Source organism: Paenibacillus sp. FSL H3-0329 (genome assembly GCF_037963285.1).
GTDB lineage: Bacteria > Bacillota > Bacilli > Paenibacillales > Paenibacillaceae > Paenibacillus_AQ > Paenibacillus_AQ odorifer.
In genome coordinates this window covers 1,430,308-1,455,252 of record NZ_CP150150.1, presented here as the reverse complement: position 1 = coordinate 1,455,252, position 24,945 = coordinate 1,430,308, and the positions used below count along the sequence as shown (strand labels likewise).

At 43.4% G+C, this 24,945-nt stretch carries 20 protein-coding genes and 1 other annotated feature; of the genes, 4 read left to right on the top strand and 16 right to left on the bottom strand.

Annotated features, from left to right (window positions below; genetic code table 11):
* Positions 1–62: 62 nt before the first annotated feature.
* Complete coding sequence (locus NSQ66_RS06415) at positions 63–515, bottom strand: zf-HC2 domain-containing protein (RefSeq protein ID WP_038569222.1); 453 nt, start codon at positions 513–515, stop codon at positions 63–65.
* Positions 512–1,072, bottom strand: a complete 561-nt coding sequence (locus NSQ66_RS06410) for an RNA polymerase sigma factor (protein ID WP_170914178.1) — start codon at positions 1,070–1,072, stop codon at positions 512–514. The genes NSQ66_RS06415 and NSQ66_RS06410 overlap by 4 nt, the downstream gene beginning before the upstream one ends.
* A 124-nt stretch (positions 1,073–1,196) precedes the next feature.
* On the opposite strand from NSQ66_RS06410, the gene NSQ66_RS06405 reads away from it, so the two are divergent.
* On the top strand, positions 1,197–4,301 hold the full coding sequence (locus NSQ66_RS06405) for an ATP-binding protein (RefSeq protein WP_076141103.1): 3,105 nt from the start codon (positions 1,197–1,199) through the stop codon (positions 4,299–4,301).
* Between the two features lie 84 nt (positions 4,302–4,385).
* The gene (locus tag NSQ66_RS06400) at positions 4,386–5,531 is read left to right on the top strand and encodes a response regulator (protein WP_051491105.1); all 1,146 of its coding nucleotides are present in this window, start codon (positions 4,386–4,388) and stop codon (positions 5,529–5,531) included.
* A 67-nt stretch (positions 5,532–5,598) separates the two neighbouring features.
* On the opposite strand, the gene NSQ66_RS06395 is transcribed toward NSQ66_RS06400, so the two are convergent.
* The 5 genes from NSQ66_RS06395 to ilvB form a co-directional block, all read right to left on the bottom strand.
* On the bottom strand, positions 5,599–9,453 hold the full coding sequence (locus NSQ66_RS06395; RefSeq protein ID WP_076141102.1) for a collagen binding domain-containing protein: 3,855 nt from the start codon (positions 9,451–9,453) through the stop codon (positions 5,599–5,601).
* Positions 9,454–9,739: 286 nt separating this feature from the next.
* The gene (locus NSQ66_RS06390; RefSeq protein ID WP_036679482.1) at positions 9,740–11,281 is read right to left on the bottom strand and encodes a 2-isopropylmalate synthase; all 1,542 of its coding nucleotides are present in this window, start codon (positions 11,279–11,281) and stop codon (positions 9,740–9,742) included.
* A 102-nt stretch (positions 11,282–11,383) separates the two neighbouring features.
* A complete protein-coding gene (gene ilvC / locus NSQ66_RS06385; RefSeq protein ID WP_036679485.1) occupies positions 11,384–12,376 on the bottom strand; it encodes a ketol-acid reductoisomerase in 993 nt (330 codons plus the stop codon).
* 177 nt (positions 12,377–12,553) lie between these two features.
* On the bottom strand, positions 12,554–13,042 hold the full coding sequence (ilvN, locus tag NSQ66_RS06380; protein WP_170914191.1) for an acetolactate synthase small subunit: 489 nt from the start codon (positions 13,040–13,042) through the stop codon (positions 12,554–12,556).
* Positions 13,039–14,781: a biosynthetic-type acetolactate synthase large subunit gene (ilvB, locus tag NSQ66_RS06375; protein WP_036679490.1), complete on the bottom strand. Its 1,743-nt coding sequence runs from the start codon at positions 14,779–14,781 to the stop codon at positions 13,039–13,041. The genes ilvN and ilvB overlap by 4 nt, the downstream gene beginning before the upstream one ends.
* Positions 14,782–15,372: 591 nt before the next feature.
* On the opposite strand from ilvB, the gene NSQ66_RS06370 reads away from it, so the two are divergent.
* The gene (locus NSQ66_RS06370; RefSeq protein ID WP_036679492.1) at positions 15,373–15,819 is read left to right on the top strand and encodes a GNAT family N-acetyltransferase; all 447 of its coding nucleotides are present in this window, start codon (positions 15,373–15,375) and stop codon (positions 15,817–15,819) included.
* A gap of 21 nt (positions 15,820–15,840) precedes the next feature.
* Here the strand turns inward: NSQ66_RS06370 and NSQ66_RS06365 are convergent, their stop codons facing one another.
* The 5 genes from NSQ66_RS06365 to NSQ66_RS06345 form a co-directional block, all read right to left on the bottom strand.
* The gene (locus NSQ66_RS06365) at positions 15,841–16,170 is read right to left on the bottom strand and encodes a hypothetical protein (protein ID WP_036679494.1); all 330 of its coding nucleotides are present in this window, start codon (positions 16,168–16,170) and stop codon (positions 15,841–15,843) included.
* Positions 16,171–16,354: 184 nt separating this feature from the next.
* Positions 16,355–17,311 carry an ABC transporter permease gene (locus tag NSQ66_RS06360; RefSeq protein WP_036679496.1) on the bottom strand — a complete coding sequence of 319 codons (957 nt, stop codon included), beginning with the start codon at positions 17,309–17,311 and terminating at the stop codon, positions 16,355–16,357.
* Positions 17,312–18,385, bottom strand: a complete 1,074-nt coding sequence (locus NSQ66_RS06355; protein WP_036679498.1) for an ABC transporter permease — start codon at positions 18,383–18,385, stop codon at positions 17,312–17,314.
* Positions 18,378–19,916 (bottom strand): ABC transporter ATP-binding protein, encoded by a 1,539-nt coding sequence (locus NSQ66_RS06350; RefSeq protein ID WP_036679500.1) that lies wholly within the window; start codon positions 19,914–19,916, stop codon positions 18,378–18,380. Before NSQ66_RS06350 ends, NSQ66_RS06355 begins: the two co-directional genes overlap by 8 nt.
* Before the next feature lie 179 nt (positions 19,917–20,095).
* Complete coding sequence (locus tag NSQ66_RS06345) at positions 20,096–21,145, bottom strand: BMP family ABC transporter substrate-binding protein (protein WP_036679503.1); 1,050 nt, start codon at positions 21,143–21,145, stop codon at positions 20,096–20,098.
* 309 nt (positions 21,146–21,454) lie between these two features.
* On the opposite strand from NSQ66_RS06345, the gene NSQ66_RS06340 reads away from it, so the two are divergent.
* Positions 21,455–21,997, top strand: coding sequence for an acyl-CoA thioesterase (locus NSQ66_RS06340; RefSeq protein WP_051491073.1), 543 nt, complete (start codon positions 21,455–21,457; stop codon positions 21,995–21,997).
* Positions 21,998–22,126: 129 nt separating this feature from the next.
* On the opposite strand, the gene rplT is transcribed toward NSQ66_RS06340, so the two are convergent.
* The 4 genes from rplT to NSQ66_RS06320 all read right to left on the bottom strand — a co-directional run bounded on the left by rplT (position 22,127) and on the right by NSQ66_RS06320 (position 24,795).
* Positions 22,127–22,486: a 50S ribosomal protein L20 gene (rplT, locus tag NSQ66_RS06335; protein WP_036679505.1), complete on the bottom strand. Its 360-nt coding sequence runs from the start codon at positions 22,484–22,486 to the stop codon at positions 22,127–22,129.
* A 31-nt stretch (positions 22,487–22,517) separates the two neighbouring features.
* The gene (gene rpmI, locus NSQ66_RS06330; RefSeq protein WP_036679507.1) at positions 22,518–22,718 is read right to left on the bottom strand and encodes a 50S ribosomal protein L35; all 201 of its coding nucleotides are present in this window, start codon (positions 22,716–22,718) and stop codon (positions 22,518–22,520) included.
* A gap of 60 nt (positions 22,719–22,778) precedes the next feature.
* Positions 22,779–23,276, bottom strand: a complete 498-nt coding sequence (gene infC / locus NSQ66_RS06325) for a translation initiation factor IF-3 (RefSeq protein WP_036679510.1) — start codon at positions 23,274–23,276, stop codon at positions 22,779–22,781.
* 57 nt (positions 23,277–23,333) lie between these two features.
* Positions 23,334–23,478: a sequence feature (ribosomal protein L20 leader region), on the bottom strand.
* A 78-nt stretch (positions 23,479–23,556) separates the two neighbouring features.
* Positions 23,557–24,795, bottom strand: a complete 1,239-nt coding sequence (locus NSQ66_RS06320) for a glycosyltransferase family 2 protein (protein WP_036679513.1) — start codon at positions 24,793–24,795, stop codon at positions 23,557–23,559.
* Positions 24,796–24,945 lie beyond the last annotated feature (150 nt).

Below are 24,945 nucleotides of genomic sequence, written 5' to 3'. Positions count from 1 at the left end.
AAAATTTGGGTAGCAAAACTTTAGCCAATTTAAACATCTATTAATGATCAATTATTTTATTTCTATCTCCCAAAGCCACCAAACCACTGGGTTACTGAATTCGACATATGGCCGTTTATTTCGGTAATGCCATAGGCCAAATTCTCAAATACCCCAAACTGCAACAATAACAAACTGAGGCAAGCAGCCACTCCATAATGAATCCATGAGGTTTTTGGGGCAGAACGACGTCTTACATTTGTCGCCTTAGTCGCTCGTGATCTGCGCCCTGTTTCGAGCTGCTCAATATGTGTCATAACATCTGCTGCGAGATCCGGGAAGTCCATCTGCGCCTGCAGCTGTTCTCTGTCAGCATCCATTTCCGACCACAGCTCCGACATTGCTTTGGCTTCCTCCAGCCACTCTGCGCAATCAGGACATGACTCTATGTGCAATCGGATACTCAGCTCCATCTCTGGAGACAGTAGGCCGTCTATATAATGTGGCATCCATTCCTTCACTATTGCACAATTCATCGCCATTCCTCCCTTTGTTTACGCATCATCTGTCTGGCTCGATAAAGCTGCGATTCGATTGTTTTCACGGAAACTCCCTTTTGCTCTGCAATCTCTTGGTAGGAATTCCGCTGAAAATAGTACAGCTGGACGACCGACCGGTACGGTTCCGCCAGACTGTTCACATTCTCTCCTAATTCAGCTGATGTTTCCTGCTCAAGTACCTCATGCTCCGGAGTTTGAGACGTTACCCAATCATTTTCTGTGTAATCAGCTGCACTTCGGTACTTCCACTCCCTATCGTTGGCCCGTTTCCAGTCCAGACAGGTGCGGTAGGCAATCCGATACAGCCATGTCGAGAAGGAGGACTGTCCTCTGAAAGAGGGGAGCGCTTTATATGCTTTTATAAAAACCTCCTGAGCCATATCTTTGGCCGATTCGGCTTCCCCTGTGATTTTGACGCATACTCTGTATACCATGCCTTGGTAACGTGTCACCAAATGCCCAAAGGCTTGATGTTGACCGTTCAGCACAGCAGCAATCCATTCTGCCTCTTCCAGCTTTCTCCCCTCCTTCACCTTCAAAACGTTAGACGCCAGACAATCCTTCCCCCCTGCAACCTATGCATAAATTTTTTTGAATTTTTTGAAATAGGCCGAAGAGAGGAATATATAGTTTGTTGTCGAATAATGTTTAACTATTATGACTAAAAGAAAACTCTTCTTAATTATCGCATTGTTTCTTATTATACTCACTGGATTTCGTATCCTATGGGTAATGATTTCTCCACACACCACACAACCAACATTGATCAATGGGGTGTTGGATTTACGGGATCAAAATATGAATCCGGACAAACTTCTTATTTTAGATGGGCAGTGGGAGTTCTACCCGGGTATGCTGCTTCCTTCATTCAACGAACAATCTCTAACCTCTGCTCCTACAAAATATATACAAGTCCCGGGGAACTGGAAAGATGCACTTAGCGATAGCGATAGTGATAAATCTGCTTATGGCTACGGCTCCTATCGACTACGTGTGCTTACAGATAATAATAAGAAGCAATCTTATAGTCTTCTCATTTCCGGAGCTCGCTCTTCTTCAGAAGTGTATATCAATGGTGAACGGCTGGGCAGCTCTGGCACTCCTGCTGAGAATAAAGAGCACTATATCCCATACATACTGCCTTATTCAGTATCCTTTACAACCGATAAAAGTGAGATTGAAATTGTGATCCATGTAGCCAACTATTCCTTCTCCCAAACGGGGGGAATTTCTAAAACGATTGTATTTGGCAGCGAAAAAGCTTTAACACAGGAAAGACTGCTATCTATTAGCCTACAGTTGCTATTATGTGTTGTTCTACTGCTGCACGCTGTATATGCTGTTATTTTATATATAATTGGGCTGCGGCAAAAGATGTTGATCTATTTTTTTCTGCTGGTAATATCCGCTATAACTACTGTACTTATAGATGATGACAGGCTTTTATTGCACGTACTTCCCTTGAACTATCAATGGAATTTCAAACTATTTTTTATCTCTTATATTGCTGTATTTATTTTTATCCTGCAGACAAGCAAACATCTTTTGTTCGCGGATTTAAAAATAAAAAGTATTCGTATCCTAACCATCCTGTCCATAGTAGACATCCTGTTCATATTATTTGGACCCGTTGTTCACTATTATGAATTTCACACACTGATTTTCGGCATAAATTTATTAGTTTTAGCATTAGGTGTCGTAATTCTTTTTCTGAGATCTATTGTTAAAAATTACGAAGGCTCTATTTTCCTGTTGTTATCCATGCTTGCCATCGTTAACAGCACACTTTGGGGAATGTTCAAGAATTATAACTGGGTCAACGTTACCTATTATCCTTTTGATCTAATTATCGCCTTTTTGTGCTTTGCGACTTTTGGATTTAAGCGATATCACTGGAATACTAAGGAGACAGAAAAACTGGCGCACAGCCTGCAGAGAAGTGTTACGCAAAAGGATGTTTTTTTGGCTAACACCTCACATGAATTAAAAAATCCGCTGTACAGTATCATTAACATTGCCGAAACTGTTCTGGACAGCGAGCGTGACACTGTAACGCATCAAAATGCTGAGAATTTAAAACTGCTCATTACCGTTGGAAGACGTATGTCCCTTCTGGTAGACGATCTGCTGGATCAATCCCAGCTCCGTGAAAGCAATATACAATTGCAGCTCAGAGAACTTAAGATTCAATCCTTCGCAGTGGGTGTGCTTGATATGTTCAAATTCTTAACAGAAGGGAAATCTTTAACCTTAATCTCAGAAATACCAGATTCATTCCCTTCTATTGTGGCTGATGAAAAAAGACTCATTCAGATCTTGTTCAATCTGCTTCAAAATGCTGTTAAATATACGACTGTAGGCACGATAAGAATCCATGCAGATATTCATAAAAAATCGGCGCAGATTCATATTACGGATACTGGTCTTGGCATGAACGAGGAGACGTTGCTCAGAGCTTTCCAGCCCTATGAACAGGGCGACTCCAGCATGAACGAAGTTAGCGGTGGCATCGGGCTTGGATTAAGCACCAGCAAGCAGTTAGTTGAACTTCACGGCGGGAAAATAAGTGTAGTCTCTACACTTGGAGAAGGTACTACCTTCACATTCACAATGCCGTTATACGATTCAACCAGCCGGGTATTGAATTCAGAACTGCCCTCTATGACTGAATTCTCGGACACGCCATCTATGATCACTTTATCCAAATTAACCGCGCCGGGTATCGTTTCATCAGCCCATGGCAGGAGACCCAAGCTTCTGGCTGTAGATGATGATCCGGTTAATCTAAAAATACTTACCAACGTACTTTCCATCAAGGACTATGAAATCGTTACGGTGACCAGCGGAAACGATGCTTTACTATTGCTGGATACCGCTCAGTGGGATTTAATTATTACAGATGTAATGATGCCACAAATGTCCGGGTATGAACTGGCGCATAGAATTCGTGAACGTTACACCATTGCTGAGCTTCCCATTTTGCTTCTGACGGCACGAAACCAACCAGAAGATATTTATACCGGATTCATTTCAGGTGCAAATGACTATGTAATGAAGCCTATGAATGCAATAGAGCTGAAGGCCCGTGTACGCTCCTTAACAGATCTAAAACAGTCCGTAAACGAACGGCTTCGTGTGGAAGCTGCCTATCTTCAAGCGCAAATACAACCACATTTCTTGTTCAACACATTAAATTCAATATCCGCGCTGGCCTCTTTTGATATTAATAGAATGAGTCACCTTGTGGATGCCTTCAGCTCTTATTTGCGTTTAAGCTTCAATTTCCTGAATGCTGAGCCTATGATACCGATTGAACGAGAGCTTGAGCTTGTTCATGCCTACCTCTACATAGAGAAGGAGCGCTTTGAAGATAGGATGACCATTCATTGGGATTATGAGGAAAGCTTGCATTTTCAGCTGCCGCCTCTGACTATACAGCCACTGGTTGAAAATGCTGTCCGGCACGGTATTTTGAGTCGCTCCCAAGGAGGAACGGTGTCCATAACCATCAAGGAACAAGCTGGCGATATTGAAATCACGATATCAGACAATGGCCAAGGCATGAAAAACGAACAACTCCAGCAGTTGCTCAGCAATCCGTCTAATGATGTACGAGGAATCGGATTTTTAAATACACATAAACGGCTGTTGCGGGTCTACGGAAAAGGGCTGCAGATTAAAAGCTCCGAAGGGAAAGGAACTTCTGTGAGTTTTATTATTCCTTCTGACAAAAAAAATCCGATTCGAAAACTTTCTGATTAACAGACAAACTATTGTGAACCCAAATATCAAGTAAGGATTCGACGTATTTTTGGCTAAAATACTATATCTGAGTGGTGATTAATAATGATTCAGGCAATATTAGTTGACGATGAACGGCTTGCCCTTGTGAAATTAGAGTTTATGTTAAAAAAAATACCATCCATACATATAGCCGCTTCCTATACGGACCCCTCGCAGGCCATTCAAGAGGCTCCGTCTTATCATCCTGACGTTATTTTTATTGATATTGAAATGCCTGAAATTAATGGTCTTCAAGCTGCCGAGATGCTCCAAGAGACCTGTCCAAACGCAAATATTATCTTTGTTACCGCGTATAACCATTATGCTGTGGAAGCCTTTGAGATCAATGCGCTCGATTATATTTTGAAGCCTGTGCGAAATGACCGACTACTGAAGGCCGTCCAACGGTTAGAAGAAAGATTGTCACTTGCCCCAAAACTCATCATTGCAACAGAAGAGGTAACCATTCGTTGTCTTCAATCGCTTCGTTTTGAACGAGGTGGACAATCTCTGAATAATCTGCGTTGGAGAACCTCTAAGGCCCAAGAGTTATTTGCTTTTTTGCTCCATAATCGCAACCGCTTTGTAAGTAAAGACATGCTGATTGAACTGCTGTGGCCTGACTTTAATCTGAAAAAGGCTTCTACCCATCTCTATACAACAATTTATCAAGTCCGGCAATGCTTAAAGCAGAATGAAGTCGACCTGCATATCAGCAACCTTAGCGGGGGGGAAGGCTATACCCTTGAAACCGGATCAATGTTGATCGATGTAGATAAGTGGGAACAGGGGATTCTGGCTCTGGAAACCATTAGTGAAGTTAATTGTGCGGAGCATCAAGTTTTATTCGAGCTTTATTCTGGAGATTACTTTGACGATTATGATTATTTATGGGCCGAAAGTGAGCGGCAACGCCTTCGTACCATTTGGCTGCACCATGCAATGGGCATTGCCCAATTTTATATAGAAAGCAACAGAATTGCCGAAGCCGTTACTGTCTATCAACGAGTAGTGCAGCTGCAGCCTTATTTTGAACAAGGGCATTTAGGATTAATGAAGGTCTACGACAGTATTGGAGAACGTTCCGCTGTGGAAGAGCAGTACAAGCTGCTCAAGGATTTGTTCCAAAAGGAACTTAACCTTGGCCTTCCAGCCAGCGTTGAGCACTGGTACGAGCAATGGGAACAGTTTAACCATAGAGTGCGATGAGCTAAATACCCTATCAAGACATAATAAAGACACCCGGATAAAACCGGGTGTCTTTATTATTACCTTCCTAGTTATTACGTTTGAATCGTCTTGTTAATACAAACCCTAGTAGTACCAGACTTCCACCTACCAAGTAGATCGGAAATGCGCTGTCTTCTCCCGTTTTCGGAAGCTGAGTCGGTTTATTGCTGTTATTTCCTGGCTTAGTGACTGTACCCTTTGGTACTTCCTCCACATCAATCTCTATGAGGATTTCTTCTTCATTTCCATTCTCATCTGTAACAATAATGGTGAACTTATCTTTACCAATATAGCCCGGATCAGGTGTGTAGACCCATTTGCCATCCTTAGTAATAATTACTTTACCATGTCCCGGCTCATCTCCCAGGCTTGGCACTCCCCCAAGTGGAATTTCACCTTCAATAGGAACATCTTCATTGGTAATCTCTTTCTGCACAGGTGGAGTTACCTGCGGAACAACAGGCGTACTAGTTGCCACAGGCTGGCTTGGAGTAGCTGTTGGCGTAACCGTTGGCGTTGCTGTCGACACTGGCGTTACCATCGGTGTTGGTGAAGGTGTTGCCACCACAACTGGTGTTGGTGTTGGCGTAGAAGTAACGACTACTTCCGGAGTCGGTGATGGTGTCCAGATAGGACCTGTCGGTTCCTCTGGCGTCGACGTTGGTGTTGCTGTTGGCGTCGACGTTGGTGTTGCTGTTGGCGTCGACGTTGGTGTTACTATCGGCGTCGACGTTGGTGTTGCTGTCGGCGTCGACGTTGGTGTTGCTGTTGGCGTCGACGTTGGTGTTGCTGTTGGTGTCGACGTTGGCGTTGCTGTCGGCGTCGACGTTGGTGTTGCTGTTGGCGCTGGCGTTGGTGTTACCGTTGGTGCTGGCGTTACGGTCGGTATAGGCGTTGCTGTTGGTGTCGGAACTTTGTTTTTAACCTGAAGGCTTATCCCTGTCGTCGAAGAAATAGTCACTTCATGTGGTGTTTGATCAAGAACATAACCAGCAGGTGCTGTTTTCTCAATTAATACATATTTCCCACCTGTCAGTTTGGTAAATTCAAGTATCCCGTTTGTATCCGTCGTGCCTTCCTTAATCCAGATCTTATCGGCATCAACTACGCGATACAGATCAAAAACGGCCCCACTTAACACCTTGCTGGTATTCCCGTCTTCTACTTTGGTAATCGTCAACGGTCCTCTTACGCCGCTTCCTGTACCGGAGCCGCTAGAGAGCTTAACGATAATTTCCTCGGTGCTTACACCTGGAACTACCTTGATGTTTTTACCATCAAAACTAACCTGATTGGTTACCTTATCATTGTTTTGTGCTGTGATCAGGGAATCATATTTTAAAATATAAGCTTCGGAAATATCCTTCAGGAAACTAAGCTTAAAGCTTTCTTTTCCGTCATTATCCGTTGTGATTTCCAGCTTATAATCTGTACCACTCACCAATTCTTGGTTGGTGGATGTTACATCCCCATTGCTTGCAACTTTCGTTTTGTAGACATGGAATGTATTGGACAGCAAGATTTGATTGTCGCTTGGAATATCCGTAATTACCGCTTCTTTTACAAAAGATTGGTTACGGTTGATGTAAACCGTCCAATGTATTTTATTGCCATCCTGCGCACCTTCTTTGTTAACATATTCCCCGCCCTGAGGGATATTAACAGAAGCTTGCAGTTTAGCGGACTCTACTTTCGTACCATCATATAACGTAGCTGTATTTTTAATTTCATTTGAATCAATCGCTTGATCCGCGAACGTTGTTTTGAAAGTGACGTAGAACGCATAATTAATCGTTTTATTAAATGTCACCTTCAGCTCACTGCCATCCAGCTCCACTTTATAATCAGCGGAATTCACACTAGCTTGAGGAGAAGGATTTCCATCCTTTCCATACTCCCATTTATTCACTTTCACAGAATCCATATTTACAACTTGGCCAGCTGAAATGGTATCAACCAGTTGAGCTTGGCTTAACGTTTTCTGATTATAATTAGCCCCAATGTTCCAAGTGATTTCCTTAGTTACAGCATTGTAGGAACCACTCTTCTTCCCATTGTTTTTAACCTCATCTCTTGGATTAAAGGTTACGGTCGCTTCTTTGTGCTTAGACTCCTGCACCCCATTAACCGTTTCTTTCCAATCGAGTGCACCTGTATTAGTGAATTGAGTTTTGCCCGGAGCCAGCCAATCATAGTTAAAGCTTGTTGTATAAGTAATTGTGTAAGGCTCATTTATCGGCGCATTAAAAGTAATCACAAATCCATCGTTTACTGCAACCGGATCATGCGCATTGTAAACAACACTATGGACGGTAGCAGTTCCACCTTTAGTTGGTTGAACCTTTAATGTACCCGGGACAAGCTTTAATCCGGCATTGCCAAAAGTATCTGTCACCACTAAATTTTCCATAGTCTTGCTGTCATCGTTAATTTGGATAGTCCAATCGAGGGTCTTAGTCGCATAATTAACGTTGCTATAATTTTTATGGAGAATTTGCTGCTTGATATCACTGTAACCCGTTTCTGTTTTTCCATCATAAGTAATCTTGTTCGTAATCTTGCCATCATCAAATACTCTGCCATTTGCCTTTGTCTGATATTCAATACGGTAGGCAGAATTAATATCATTGTTAAATTTCAGATCAAAACCATTTAATCCCGTTGCAGTTGTTGGAGTTATTGTATATTCGCTTGAAGCGATTTCCGCGCTTTTAACCCCGTTGCCATTACTGTCGATCGTTACAGGATAAACTTTAACCGAGCTGAGAATCAGATCTTGGGTGTTATTGAATGTATCCTTCAAAATAGCATTTGCCGCTAAAATTGTTTTTTCATTGTAATTGAAATTAACAGCCCAGGAAATCACCTGATTCGCTGCATCGTATTTAGTGGACTCTTTCGATAGTGGTTTGCCACGTCCTACTGTAACTGTAGTGCTAGCCTTTTTAGAAAATCCGTTATCTCCTGTTAAGACTGCCTCATTCAAAAAGGTTTTCGCATCTACACCAGTACCAGTAATATCCGTAGAAAAGCCAATCCGGTAGGCCTTAGTAAGCGGGTTATCCGCAAATTTCAGCTTTAACTCTCCCAAAGTGGATCCTGTCACATCATACTTGCTGCTGTCCACTATATTGCCAAGACTCACAGTCCCATCGACCTTCACATCAAGCTCATAAACAGCAATAGATACCGTATTCAGTGATAATCCCGCAGGGAGTGTGTCTGTGACAACTGCATTTTTTACGCTTTCCAGTGCCTTATTCACATCAACCGTCCAAGCGATGCTTGTTGGGTTATAATACTGCGGCTTAGGCGAACCGTCTTTTTCTATAGTAGAGCTAACCTTCGGCTTAAAATTAAGCTCAATGGTCTGAGTACCGCCTTGTATCGGGAAAATCAGGGTTTGCTTCGTGGAGCCAGTAATCTTCTTGGAGCTCAAAAGCGACCTTACGGAGAAAGTCCCTCCCACTTTATCGTGGGTTTCGATATAAGCATTAAATGTAAATACAACGCGGTTAGTATTTTTGTCGACGGTATAAGTCCCTACAGGTTCATCGTCAAAAATAAGATCACCATTCAGATCGTTATAAAGTTCAAACTGTGTTGGAAGATCAAAGGTATAGGTGGACCCATCCTTATATCCATGCCCATCTGGAAGTGACCATGTATAGTTCAATTCCGAATAGGAATCAAGTTCATATACGCTTTCTGTAACCGTATTTGTGTATTTATCATCGGTGTATACAGCAAGCGTAACACTAGTAATGAGGTCATCTCCAATTACAGTACCGTTGCCACTCGCATATGCCTGCGAATTGACTCCAAAGCCAAAGCTGTAAGCCCATTGCGTCACAAGCAAGAATACTACGAGCAATGCGCTAATTTTCTTTTTTGATAACATTATTAAAAATGCCTCCTTTGTCACTCCGTTTATCGTGCTTTTCCTAAGCTTTATCCTTTGAATCCCGTACTCTACTCCCCGCATTAACCTCCTTGACCCTTTCTCATGATATAAATTTGCAACCTAACAACTATTGTAAATAGTCCATCTATACATAATCTGAACAGCGTCCTATTGCAGTCTTAGAGATCTTTTTATTGCAAAAAAAAACAGGGATATGCGCAATAACTCGCATATCCCTGTCTTATTTACTACTTAATGGAAAGTAAAAATAACATTGTACATTTTATAGACTAGCGTGATCACGTTTGGTGTAAGTCTTGCGTTTCTCCAGAAGCTTGTTAAGCGCATCAATATAAGCGCGGGCACTTGCTTCCAGAATATCGGTGCTAAGTCCACGACCTTGTGCAGCTACTTCTCCCTGCGACAGTACTACATGAACCTCACCTTGCGCATCTTTACCACGGGAGACCGATTTAATCGAATAATCTCCAAGGGTAACTTCCTCATTCGTGGCTTTATCAATAGCATTGTAGATGGCATCTACTGAACCATTACCTTCTGCCTCAGCTACAATCGGCTGGTCTTCCGGACCCGCAATAATAACCTTGGCGGTTGGAACAGCTTCATTACCATAAGTAACGAACATCGTTTGCAGCTTAAAGACTTCTGGCGTATCAATTAATTTCTCTTCAATCAAAGCCAAAATGTCTTCATCTGATACTTCTTTTTTCTTATCTGCCAAATCCTTAAATCTAGAAAAAGCGGTGTTCAGCTCTTCTTCGGACACATCATACCCTAGATCACTCAACTTATCGCGGAAAGCGTGACGTCCAGAGTGTTTGCCGAGTACCAGCTTGCTCTCTTTAAGTCCAATAGTCTCCGGTGTCATGATCTCGTAGGTAGTTTTCTCTTTCAGCATCCCGTCCTGGTGAATACCCGATTCATGAGCAAATGCGTTAGCTCCTACAATCGCTTTATTCCCTGGAACCACCATACCTGTCAGCTTGCTGACCAGACGGCTTGTGCGAGAGATCTCGGATAACGTAAGCGATGTTTTTGCGCCAAAAAATTCAGCCCGTGTCTCAAGCGCTAGCGCAACTTCTTCAATCGCTGTGTTCCCGGCACGTTCACCGATACCGTTGATCGTTCCTTCGATCTGATCTGCACCATTCTGAATCGCAGCCAGCGTATTTGCTGTAGCCATACCAAGATCGTTATGACAATGGGCACTAAGCTGTACGCGTTCAATATCAGGCACATTCTCTTTTAGATATTTAAAGATAGCTCCGTACTCCGAAGGATTCAAATAACCTACAGTATCCGGGATATTAACAACATTAGCGCCTTCCCGGATAGCCATGCCGACCATTTCAGCCATGAAATCATACTCCGTACGGCCCGCGTCTTCTAATGAAAACTCGAGCTTAGGGAAATATTTTTTAGCGTATCGGATAGCAGACTGTGCAGTTTCCAACACCTGAGCCTTATCCATCCGTAGCTTATGCTGGCGGTGAATAGGAGATGTAGCTAGAAAAATATGAATACAAGGGTCCTGCGCTCCCTGTAGTGCTTCTTTTACAGCATCAATATCTGTCTCTCTAGAACGAGAAAGGCCGATTACCGTGACGTTCTTCACAGCTCTTGCCACCGCATTAACAGAAGCTAGATCACCTGGAGAAGCTGCAGGAAAACCCGCTTCCATGCGATCAATTCCCAGCTTCTCTAACTGGTAAGCGATCTCCACTTTCTCACGCGTGTTGAGGTTCACACCTGGTGACTGCTCTCCATCTCGCAGTGTCGTATCGAACACATAAATTTTCCGCATGCTAAGCACCTCCCAAAAATTGTGCTGAAACTCTCAAATGCGGCTCGCAAAGTCACGGCCGCATTTGAAGGTAATACTATTTAATCATAAGTATGATTATGATTATTTCTTAATCCAGTGCATCATTTCACGCAATTGGCTACCTACAACTTCTACTGGGTGAGCAGCTTCGTTGCGGCGAGTAGCGGTAAGGAAAGCACGTCCGGATTGGTTTTCAAGGATAAAGTCACGAGCGAATTTACCTTCTTGAATATCTGTCAGAACAGCTTTCATAGCTTTTTTAGTATCTTCAGTTACAATGCGTGGTCCAGTTACATAGTCACCGTACTCAGCAGTGTTACTGATGGAATCGCGCATGCTGGACAATCCGCCTTCGTATACCATGTCAACGATCAGCTTCAATTCGTGCAGACATTCGAAGTAAGCCATTTCAGGAGCATATCCTGCTTCAGTCAATGTTTCGAAGCCAGCTTTGATCAGTGCGGATACACCACCGCAAAGTACAGCTTGTTCACCGAACAAGTCAGTTTCGGTTTCTTCACGGAAAGAAGTTTCGATAACCCCTGCACGTGTACAGCCGATACCTTTTGCATAAGCAAGACCGATTTCTTTAGCTTTTCCAGTTGCATCTTGTTCGATAGCAATCAAGCCAGGAACGCCAAAGCCTTCAACATAAGTACGACGAACCATGTGACCTGGAGATTTTGGTGCTACAAGCAGCACGTCTGCATCTTTAGGAGCAACGATTTGTCCAAAGTGTACGTTAAAGCCGTGGGAGAACATCAAAGCTGCGCCTTTTTTGAGGTTTGGTTCTACTTCATTTTTATATACCGAAGCCTGTGTTTCATCTGGCATTAGGATTTGCACAACATCTGCACGGGATACTGCTTCAGCAACTGGCAATACTTCAAAACCGTCATTTTTCGCAGTTTCAAAAGATTTACCTTCACGAAGACCGATGACAACTTGAAGACCACTGTCACGCAGGTTTTGTGCTTGGGCATGTCCTTGGCTACCGTACCCGATTACCGCAATTGTCTTTCCTTTTAATACACTAAGTTCTGCATCCTGTTCATAGTACGTTGTAACTGCCATTGTCAATATCCTCCTTTAATTTGAGACCCATCATAAAGAGCGGGTGCTTCAAGAGAACTGGATTCATAGAAGATCTAGCTGCTCCTCAAGCTCCCGCTCTTTAGCGGGAAGTTCATTCATATCATATCAGATTAATGCAATCAAGCAGTAATCCGTTAAAGTCGCAAAATAAAATATTTAAGAGTTACCGCGTACCATAGCCGTAATACCCGTGCGAGACAGCTCTCTGATTCCATAAGGTTTCAAAAGCTCGATCATCGCATCAATCTTCACTGTATCTCCAACTACCTGTACTAACAATGTAGTGCTGCCAATATCAACAACTGAAGCCCGGAAGGTTTCTACAACGCCCATAATTTCCGGACGCTCACTTGGATCAGCATTCACTTTAATCAGAGCCAGCTCACGAGCAACCATTGGCTTAGATCCAAGATCAACGACTTTAATTACATCAATTAACTTGTAGAGCTGCTTCTCGATTTGTTCAAGCGTATGCTGGTCTCCAAGAGTAACGATAACCATCCGGGACAATCCAACCTCTTCAGACTGGCCAACCGTAATACTCTCAATATTAAATCCGCGGCGACCGAACAAACCCGACACCCGTTGAAGCACACCCGGCTGGTCATTTACGAGTACAGAAATCGTATGTCTTGTCACTGTTATTCATCCCCCATCAGCATATGATCGATGGTTGAACCTTGAGTTACCATCGGGTAGACATTCTCGTCTTTTGGAACAACGAATTCTACCAATACTGGACCCGGTGTTTCCAGTGCCTTCTGCCATGCATCACGTGCTTCTTCCTTATTCGTCGCCCGTAGACCTTTTACGCCATAGGCCTCAGCCAGCTTAACGAAGTCCGGACTGCCTGCGAGATCTGTAAAGCTGTAACGTTTATCATAGATAAGATTCTGCCATTGGCGAACCATGCCAAGCACCTGATTGTTAATTACTACAATTTTGACTGGTATATTGTTAATCGCACATATTGCTAGCTCTTGGGAACACATTTGCATGCCGCCATCACCATTAATCGATACTACCAACCGTTCAGGATGTGCCATCTGTGCACCGATAGCTGACGGGAATCCGAAGCCCATCGTTCCAAGACCGCCTGAAGTAATCCATGAACGCGGATGATTGAACTTATAGTATTGTGCAGCCCACATTTGATGCTGACCAACATCCGTTGTGACAATCGCTTCACCTTTAGTGGTGTCATTGATCATTTCAATCACCCATTGTGGTTTAAGCTCTGTTTCTGAATCCTTATACCGAAGCGGCTGATCTAGCTTCCACTGAGCAATCTGTGTTCTCCAAGCATCAGCATTAGATGCGCGGCCAACCTCAGGATTCAGCATTTCCAATACAGTTTTCACATCGCCTACAATCGGAATATCAGGCGATACATTTTTCCCGATTTCTGCAGGGTCTATATCGATATGCACGATTTTGGCTTTTGGCGCGAAGCCGTCCAGTCTGCCAGTAACACGATCATCAAAACGTGCACCGATATTAATGAGCAAATCGCACTGTTGAATCGCATTATTCGCGGTATACGTACCATGCATACCCGGCATTCCCATCCAAAGTTCTTCTGCACTAGGGAAAGCTCCGAGACCCAGCAAGGTTGTAGTAATTGGAATCTCTGTCCGTTTCACGAATTCGAACATAGCTTCATGTGCTCCGGAGTAAATAACTCCACCACCTGCAATGATAATCGGACGTTCAGCAACCGCAATCGCACGAACCAATTTATCAAGCTGCAGTTTGTTTGGAACTGTACAAGGATTGTAGCCCCTAAGATTCACTGTTTTCACTGGTGTGAACAACGTCTTCGCTGCTGACACGTCTTTCGGAATATCGATCAACACTGGACCTTTACGACCGGTATTCGCCACATGGAAAGCTTCATGTATAACACGCGGGAGATCCTCAACATCTCTTACAAAGTAGCTATGCTTAGTAATTGGCATCGTTATCCCGGTAATGTCTGCTTCCTGGAAAGCATCTGTACCGATCAGGCTGGAGAATACGTTACCTGTGATTACAACCAATGGAGTGGAGTCCATATATGCTGTAGCAATACCTGTTACAAGATTCGTTGCTCCGGGACCCGAGGTAGCAATACATACCCCTGGTTTGCCACTTGCTCTAGCGTAACCGTCAGCTGCATGAATAGCACCTTGCTCATGACGTGTTAACACGTGATTGAAATCCGTAAAACCGTACAATGCATCATAGATGTACAATACAGCTCCACCCGGATATCCGAATACAGTGTCTACACCTTCTAATACAAGGCTGCGGAGTAATATCTCGGAACCGGAAATGACCTCCGGCTCCATCCATTTTTCTTTTAACTGCTCAGTAGACCGTAATTCCGGTATTTGCGCGCTCATCAGTATTCCTCCTCCGATATTTAACATTCATTATGCAAATGACGGACCGTCCTTTATACATCAGCAAATGGTTCCTTATAAAACAAAAAAACCTTTCGCCTCCCACGCACAGTATTAGCGCGTGAGGGACGAAAGGTTGATCTTCCGTGGTACCACCCATGTTTGCATTACATCTCGCGATGCAACGCCTTATCAGGTATACAAAAATCCATCGATGTAGGCAAGGGCCCTAATCTCTGTAACCTGAAGTCCCTAACGCGGACTAAACGATTTCCCCTAATAATTCCACCACTCTAGCCAGTGGACCTTTCAGGAAAACAGCTCCGAGGTGAGCTCGTATATAAGGGATTTCGGTGGAGGTTGCAGCAGATCCTCACACTCTCTGAGCAAAAGAGCCCTTAAAACTTCGTCCTCATCATTGCCGATACATGTATGTTCGATAAAATGTTTAGACACATTATATGATTCCTAACATGGATAAGTCAATACCCTTATTTTTAATATTGTCACAACTCCTACTTCTACGTGCTGGGAACCCCCACCCCGCTCCCGACATATGATGTACGACAATGCGTAGAAAGGGGGCGCTCTATGATCCGTTATCGTCGACCCAAGCAGGATGACGTCATTATCCTTGATTTAATCGAGCGACAGCTTGTACCATTATCTCATTTGCCAAAGACTGAAATTGCCAAAATCAAAAAAGATATCCCCCGTCGTCTGGGACACGGTATCACCTTAGTCGCCTGTCCCGACTATGAGAGTGATCCAATGGGGTTTGTCCATTTCCTGCTGCATGGTGATTTACTTTATATCGATATGTTAGCCATAGCACCCGCAGCACGGCGCAAACACTTGGGGAATATGCTCATGGATCGAGCAGAACGATTTGCACTATCACGCGGATGTCATCGGGCTAAGGTATCCGTCGATTTAGGAAATACAGCAGCTCTTGCCTTTTATCAAAAATTGGGCTACAGCGTAGCCCGTTATCAATCCCTAAGCTTCTGTTACGAACTGGAAAAAAGGTTCATCTAATTAAATCAAACTCAACTGAACTTAAAAGAATCCGAAAGGTGGATAGGGTGTGCCTCCGTACCCATAGCCTCCATAAGGATTGCCATAGCCAGGACCTCCACCATAAGGCACTCCACCGCCATAGCCACCACCAAAAGCATAAGGTGCTGTACCAATGGCAAGCAAATCAAACAACACTAAAGGAATGATTGCTTTGGTTTGTACTTTTTTACCACTTACGCGTTGTAATATCAGACGATTTCCGGATACACGCAGCAGTTTACCTGTCACCTGAGTACCGTCTTTTTTTACTGCAATGATCTGCTTACCTACGAGTCTCATAACTTGCTTCTTCGTAACTGGCTTAGTCATATGATCCCCTCCTAAATGTTTTGTACGCCTCTCATTCGCATCATCTACAAAACAGTCTATTCGTTGGAAAGGACCTTCGCCTGTACACTTGCCCTCCTACCTCAATGTTTATCCTTGCTGATCCTAATAAAAAAGCCGTATTTCCGGGAAAAGACCGGAAATACGGCTTTGAAAAGTTACATTTCTATCGCTTACCAGGATCGTATGGCTGTCCTAATGCCTTAGGAGCAGAGGAACGGCCTACAGCCCCTACCAGTACGATGATAGTCAGTACATAAGGGATCATAAAGATAAACTCTTGAGGAATATTTTGTGACCACTCATACAATTGAACATAGTTGCGAATCGCTTGGGAGAATCCGAAGAATACCGCTGCACCAAAGGCACCAAGTGGATTCCATTTCCCAAAGATCATCGCTGCAATGGCGATAAAACCTTGACCAGAGATTGTATTATGTCCAAAGGTTCCGGTCGTTGTTAAAGTGATTGTAGCCCCACCAATACCCGCCATCAATCCACTCAACATTACACCGATATATCTCATCCGATTAACTTTTACACCTAGTGTATCTGCAGCACTTGGATGCTCACCTACAGCACGCAAACGCAATCCAAATGGCGTCTTAAACAGAACCAAATAAATAACGATGACCAGTATTATGGCCAGATAAGTTGTAGGATAGGAATTAAAAATCCCTTCACCAATCACTGGGATTTTGGAGAGCCCAGGAATTGCAACCTTGCTGAATCCGTCAATGATCGGAGTTTCAGCAGATCCATCAAACAGGAGCTTTACCATGTAGAGCGTGCTGCCTGCAGCTAAAAAGTTAATAACCGTACCACTAATCGTCTGATCAGATTTAAAGGTTATAGATGCAACCGCATGAATTAGTGAGCCTAGCACACCAACAGCTATAGCACAGAGTACACCAACCCAAGGAGCCCATTCGCCCATTCCAGCGTCCTGAGCATAATAACCGCCTACTGCTGCCGCAAAGGCACCAAACATCATCAAACCTTCAAGTCCAATGTTTACGACACCGGAACGTTCAGAGAAGATGCCGCCAAGTGAGGCAAAAATGAGCGCTGTGGAAAAAACAAGCGTTGTATTAAGCAGTTGACCTAACGTCTGCAGATCCATCTATAACACCTTCTCTTTCTTGCGCTTGAAGTAAAAGGGCTTAAGCACCCAGCGCACAATCCCTTGTGCCGCAATAAAGAATATGATTGAACCAATAACGATACGAATAAGCTCCGGTGGAACATCTGCAGCAAAACTCATACCCGCAGAACCATAAGTCAGCGTACCGTAGAGAATCGCAGCCAGAATAACACCAAGTGGATGTGTTAAACCAAGAAGAGCAACGGCGATACCATCAAATCCATATCCTGGCGATGCCGCGAAAATAGCTTGATAATGGAATACACCAAGCACCTCTCCTGCTCCGGCCAGACCGGCGAATACACCACTTATGAACATTGCCTTCATAACGTTACGTCCAACATTCATCCCTGCATATTCGGCAGCATGTGGATTGTAACCAACTGCACGCATTTCGTAGCCCTGCTTGGTCTTCCATAAGTACACATAGAAGAATACCGCTGCAGCAAGAGCAATAGCTGTACCCCAGTGTAGACGTGCATTATCAAATATCGAATTCAAAAAGGTCATGGAAAGTGAAGCCGGAATATCCTCGGAACGATTTTGTCCTGGAAGCAACAAAAAGTTTCTAACGATATAATTCGACAGGTAAAGAGCGATCCAGTTTAACATGATTGTGGTAATAACTTCATTAATCCCACGTTTTGCTTTCAAATAACCGGCAATCCCTGCCCATAAACCACCGCAGAGACCCGCAATAATTACAGCAAGCGGGACAAGCAGGAAGGACGGCAGACCTGCCATCTTAATACCCACCACTGTTGCCGCTGTCATACCAATCATTACTTGGCCATCTGCCCCGATATTAAACATCCCTGAACGGAATGCGAAAGCTACGGCTAGCCCTGTAAGCATTAATGGTGTCATTTCGCGCACAGCTTCACCAAAGTTATACAAATTACCAAACACCCGTTTGAACAGTGCGGAGTAAGCAGTTATCGGATCATAACCGCCCAGAAGCATAACTATTGCTCCCACAAGAAAACCAAGCACGATGGCAACCAGAGGAACGATGTAGCTGTCAGTTGTGAAGATTTTTTTGAACTTATTCAACTGCCTTACCTCCCCGCTGCAAGCTGCCTGCCATCATAAGACCCAGTTCCTGATCATTCGTATCTTGCGGGAACACTTCACCGACAATTTTCCCTTCATAGATAACAGCGATTCTGTCAGAGACGTTCATAATCTCGTCCAATTCAAAGGAAATAAGTAGAACAGCCTTTCCTTGATCACGCTGAGCTATGAGTTGCTTCTGAACAAATTCGATAGCCCCAACATCTAGACCGCGTGTAGGTTGTGCGGCAATTAACAATGTCGGATTTTTATCTATTTCCCGCGCAATAATCGCTTTCTGTTGATTTCCGCCGGATAAAGAACGGGCTTTGGTCTCTATTGAAGGTGTACGTACATCAAATTGCTCTATAAGCTTCGCTGCGTACTTATCAATGACATCATTTTGCAAAAAGCCATTTTTGTTGTAAGGACTCTTATAATAGGTTTCCAAAACCATATTCTCACTCATGGTGAAATCAAGCACTAACCCATGCTTGTGGCGGTCCTCAGGAATATGAGAGACATTCATCTCTGAAACCTTCCGCGGTGATAAATTAGCAATTTCATTGCCAGACACGGTAATCGAACCCGAATCAATTTTGCGCAGACCTGTAATGGCCTGGATCAACTCACTTTGTCCATTGCCATCTACGCCAGCAATCCCGAGAATTTCCCCTGCTTTAACTTCAAAGCTAAGACCATCCAGTACGGAAACCCCGTCTTTACTCTTACTGCTGACATCCTTCAGTTTGAGTACAGATTGGCCAACCTCAGGAGCTTTCTTGTCCACTTTGAAAGTTACGCCACGCCCAACCATTTTTTCAGCTAGCTCATTAGGGTTAGTCTCTGCGGTATTCACAGTATCAATTACTTTCCCACGTCTAATAATGGTGACCCGATCAGATATTTGCATGATTTCTTTAAGCTTATGCGTGATCAAAATAATGGATTTTCCCTCTGCAACAAGCCGCTTCATAATCGCCATGAGTTCCGTAATTTCTTGAGGCGTAAGTACTGCGGTCGGCTCATCAAATATGAGAATATCCGCTCCACGGTACAGGGTCTTCATAATCTCTACCCTTTGCTGCATACCTACCGAAATGTCATGAATAACGGCATTTGGATTCACTTGCAGGCCATATTGCTCCGATAGCTTCCGAACCTGTTCCGCAGCGGATTTATAGTCAATTTTAAGACCTTTTTTCGGCTCCATCCCAAGAACAATATTCTCGGTCACCGTAAAAGGCTCCACAAGCTTGAAATGCTGATGAACCATACCAATACCAAGCTCAATAGCTTTATTGGGGTTATCAATAATAACCGGTTTCCCGTCGATTTCAATACTGCCTTCATCCGGTTGATACAATCCAAATACAATATTCATTAAAGTGGACTTGCCTGCACCATTCTCACCAAGCAATGCAAGAATTTCACCCTTTTTAAGCGTCAAGCTAATGGAATCGTTAGCAACAATACCGGGAAAGCGTTTTGTGATTTGCTTCAACTCTACGACAGGAGCCGCAGCACTCATGGAATCACCCTCATCACAGAATATATAACTACCTTATAGACACGGATGTACCGCCCTTTGTAAGGCGGTATATCTATGTTCCTCATATCATAACCAGTGCTTTAACAAGGAATAAGGCCAGCACAACACCGGCCTTATTCTTTGATCCTTATTGTAATGCAATAAATGGAGACTAACTATTACTCGGAAGGAACAGTGATTGTTCCATCAATGATTTGTTTTTTGTATTCTTCAACTTTAGCCAGGATCTCTTCAGAAACGTTGTCCTTAGTATCAGAAATACCTACACCATTATCTTTCAGACCAAGAACGGTTGTAGTACCACCCTTGAACGTACCGTCAATTACTTCTTTAGAAACTTTAAGAACAGCTTCGTCTACACGTTTGATCATGGAAGTCAAAGTAACGTCAGTACCAAACTCGATGGATTGGTCTTTATCTACACCAATAACCCATACTTTAGAACCGCCTGCTTTGTTACGAGCTTTAGCTTCGTTGAATACGCCATTTCCTGTTTGTCCAGCAGCAGGGAAGATAATGTCGTTTCCGTCGTTATACAATGTAGCTGCAAGAGATTTACCAACGTCTGGTTTGTCATAACCACCAGCATAAGTAGGTGTTACTTTAGCTGAAGGGTTAACTGCTGCTACACCAGCTTTAAAGCCAGCTTCAAAACGTTTGATTACAGGGCTTTCCAGACCACCGATGAATGCAACTTTGTTAGTTTTTGTAGTCAGACCAGCAACCACCCCAACCAAGAAAGAACCTTCATTTTCGGAGAAAGTAACGGAAGCTACGTTAGGAGCTTCAACTACGCTATCAATGATAGCCAAGTTAGCATTTGGGTTCTCAGTAGCTACTTTTTTAATTGCGTCGCCAAGATCAAAACCAATACCCCAAGTCAAGTTGTATCCATCTTTAACGAAGGAGTTAAGGTTTGGCTCATAGTCAGCATTTGATTTACTTTGCAAGTACTTAACGCCACTACCTGTTTCTTTTTCAAGAGCTTGCAATGCTTCCCATGCGGATTGGTTAAACGATTTATCGTTTACGCCACCAATGTCAGTAACCATACCAAATTTGAAATCGGATTTAGGTGCGTTTGTTCCTGCATTGGTTCCTGCATTAGTTTCACCTTTAGCGGCGTTGTTATTGTTGTTTCCACAGCCTGTCAAAACGACTGTAAGAGACAGCAACATTGCAAGAGATAGCTTTAAACCTTTTTTCATTGAATGTAATCCCCCTTAAAATATTGGATGTCTTCTGTGTTCTGCTTGGACATTCCATTAGTTCAAATTATAACTGCAATAAAATCTAAAATCCAGTGCATAAATGACCTCAGGTCAATAATAATTTGCACTTTTTAGCAAGTAACCGCTTTCCATGACATAGCATGTTATAGTTATGTCTGGTTAATGTCAGAAACCCTGATTTTACTCTGTATAGTATTCCAACACATTACAAATATTATTGCACACTTAAGTGTTTTCTATTATTATGATTCCTTAGTAATTGCACTGAAAGGAAGTTATCAGATCATGACCGAAGAAATAAATCCACAAACAACACCGGCCTTCAAATATTGCCGTGAATCCCGTGTCTTCAAAACCGGACGCGTTTTCCCTAATGATGTCAATAATCACAAAACATTATTCGGCGGCAAGCTTATGAGCGGCATCGATGAAGTAGCCTCCATTTCAGCTATGCGCCATTGTCGAACTAACGTCGTCACAGCCTCTACAGACTCTGTAGACTTCTTGAGACCCATTCGGCCTACTGACTCCGTATGTTTTGAATCCTTCGTCTCCTGGACTGGACGGACAAGCATAGAGGTGTTTGTAAAGATCATTTCAGAAAATCTATATACTGGAGAGCGCGCTGTCGCTGCCACTTCATTTCTAACCTTTGTCGCAGTCGAAGAGGATGGCACACCTACTCCGGTTCCAGCTATTATCCCAGAGACAGACGAAGAGAAGCTGATCAATGAATCCGCTAATGAACGTTCCGAGCTGCGAAAAGTACGCCGCAACATCAGCAAAAAGCTCGCTGCTCAATTAAATACCATAAAGTATTGGGAATAGTTCTGCATCCGCAGAGCTTTTTCTTTTATGTAGGGAAACCCAATGCTGCTTCCTACCTATCTTACCGCACAAAAAAGCACCGCTGCATGGGCAACCCGCAGGCGGTGCTTTTCGGTTATATTACAACACTTACGCGTTGATTTTCTCTTTAGCAATACCAGCCAAGGAGTTGAATGCGTTAAGATCATTCACAGCCAGATCAGCCAGCATCTTACGGTTAACTTCTACACCAGCCAATTTCAGGCCGTATACAAGCTTGCTGTAAGAAAGACCGTTCAAACGAGCTGCTGCATTAATACGAACGATCCACAGTCTGCGGAAGTTACGTTTAGTTTGACGACGGTCGCGGTAAGCGTAAACCATCGATTTCATTACTTGTTCTTTAGCTGTTTTAAAAATACGGTGTTTAGAACCGAAATAACCTTTTGCCAATTTCAACACTTTTTTATGTTTACGACGAACTACAAATCCGCCCTTAACTCTTGCCATATTAATAAACCTCCCAAAAATGTGTAATAAACTATTTCAAGTTAGCCAATCCTTGTTTCAAACGTCTTACATCCCCAGGGGCCATTACTGGATTTCCGTTCAGAACGCGCTTAGCGCGTTTAGATTTGTGGGACAGCAAGTGGTTTTTGTGAGCTTTGTAACGTGTTACTTTACCAGTTCCGGTAATTTTGAAGCGGCCTTTCAGGCTGCTGTGTGTTTTCATCTTAGGCATGGTGTTTCCTCCTTGAATATTATGCGGCGCCAAATTGCAGATAAGCAAGTGACTCCAGATTTATTGAGCTTTAGGAGCCAAAATCATAATCATGCTGCGGCCTTCCAGCTTTGGCTGGCGCTCAACAACAGATATATCAGCCACTTCGTTCTTCACTCGTTCGAGGATTTTTTGGCCGATATTCGCGTGTGTAATCTCACGTCCGCGGAAACGTACGGAGCACTTCACTTTATCGCCCTCACCCAAGAACTTGATCACATTGCGGAACTTAGTTTGATAATCATGTTCCTCAATGTTAGCACGGAACCAGACTTCCTTGATATCAACGACCTTCTGGTTTTTACGCGCTTCCTTCTCTTTCTTCTGCGTTTCATAACGGAACTTGCCGTAATCCATGATGCGGCATACCGGCGGCTTAGCCTGTGGTGCTACATTGACTAGATCCAGATTAAGATCGATCGCCATTTGCAGCGCTTCGCGGATCGGTTTAATCCCGATTTGCTCACCTTCCGCACCAACCAACCGTACCTCTTTGGCCCGAATTTCATCATTGATCATATGTTCCTTACTGATAACTCTCCACCTCCGGATCTTTTTAACAACTATTCTCACGTAACTCCATAAAAAAGGGGTGCCGGTAACACCCGACACCCCGTGTTTGATCAACGTTCATGAACATTAACATTCATAAAGCATTGAGATCAAAACCAGCCGGCGAATATGCCAGTCAGGTGAGAAGCAGGTGCTTCTTCTTGCAATCCCTATGATTTGCGTACTTGAATACTATACACCACACTATTTGGGGTGTCAATCCTTTTATGCAGAAATTTCGTGAACTTTATACCTGCTTACTTTGTACCTCTTCAAGTCGTACTACGCGAGTATGCTTGGTATGGCTCCATTGCTTATTGTTCTGCGTGAAGAACGCATAGAACGTAATCGGATACCACGAGATCAAGTAGATCGGGAAGAATACAAGATAAGCATACACTTTCTTAAACGTAACCTTCTCTAATGCCATCGCAATACCAAAAGTCACCAGATTGGCGCCAATAGCTAGGAAGCTGAGCCAGATCGGCAAGCTGCCGTAAATGTTAGCGATATTCGGTCCGTTAAAGAACGCCATATCCACCCACATTACCGCCGTCATTAAAAAAGTGAGCAATACAATATATACATTCGCTCCATAAAGCGCGAGGTCAAACTTCGTTAAGCTGCGTTCTTTAATACTTTGCCAAAGCAATGGAAAAAAATAACGGCGAGCAACAGTGAAGTGCCCCTGCATCCAACGCAGACGCTGTCTTGAGGAGGCCTTGAAGGTTAACGGCTTCTCATCAAATACCTTTGCATCATAATTGAACTTAGGATATACACCATGTGCTGCACTACGCATCGTAAACTCCAAGTCCTCGACCAAACTTGTAGCTCCCCAGCCCATTTCTTTAAGAAGTGTGGTCTCAAAACACATTCCGGTTCCGCCAAGGAAGTTAGCCATATTTAAATTATGGCGTGAAAGTTGCCACAAACGGTTAATATACCAGTACGAAATACCATAAGCAGCTGTAATCCAGGAATCCTCTGGATTCTTGGTATCGATATAACCTTGGATTACCCGTGCACCTGAACAAAGATCATTATTCATCTCCATCAGGAACTCAGTATGCGCCAAGTTATCGGCATCGAACATGACAACAGCATCATATTGCCGCGGCATAGCCCACAGCTCTTTAAGCATCCATTCTATTGCGTAGCCTTTACCTCTCAGATTTGCATTGGTGCGGACACAAGCGTTCATGCCGTGTTCTCTAACGATGCGAGCTGTACCGTCTGTACAATTGTCACAAATTACAAATACATCGTACAGTTCTGATGGATAATTAAGCTGCTTCAGATTCTCCATTAATGCGCCGACAACTTCTTCCTCGTTATGTGCGGCAACAAGTACGGCAAAAGATTTTTCCGGCTTATACTGCGTCTTTTTCTTTTTCCTGTGCAGCCCGAATAATGAAAACGTAAACTGATAGACTGCGATTGCTGCCAAGATCACTTGGAGCGTAACAAACAGTGCGTCTGTCATGACCTTTTGATGCCCCCTTTTTTCACTCTTGGTGTTCTTTTTTTTCTCTCTAGCTTGCTTGACGTTCTTTCTGACCCTTTTGTTGCATCCCTTAACAATAGACCAAGAGTATTCTTATTCTCGGCAGACTTCACAATTTTTATATATGCT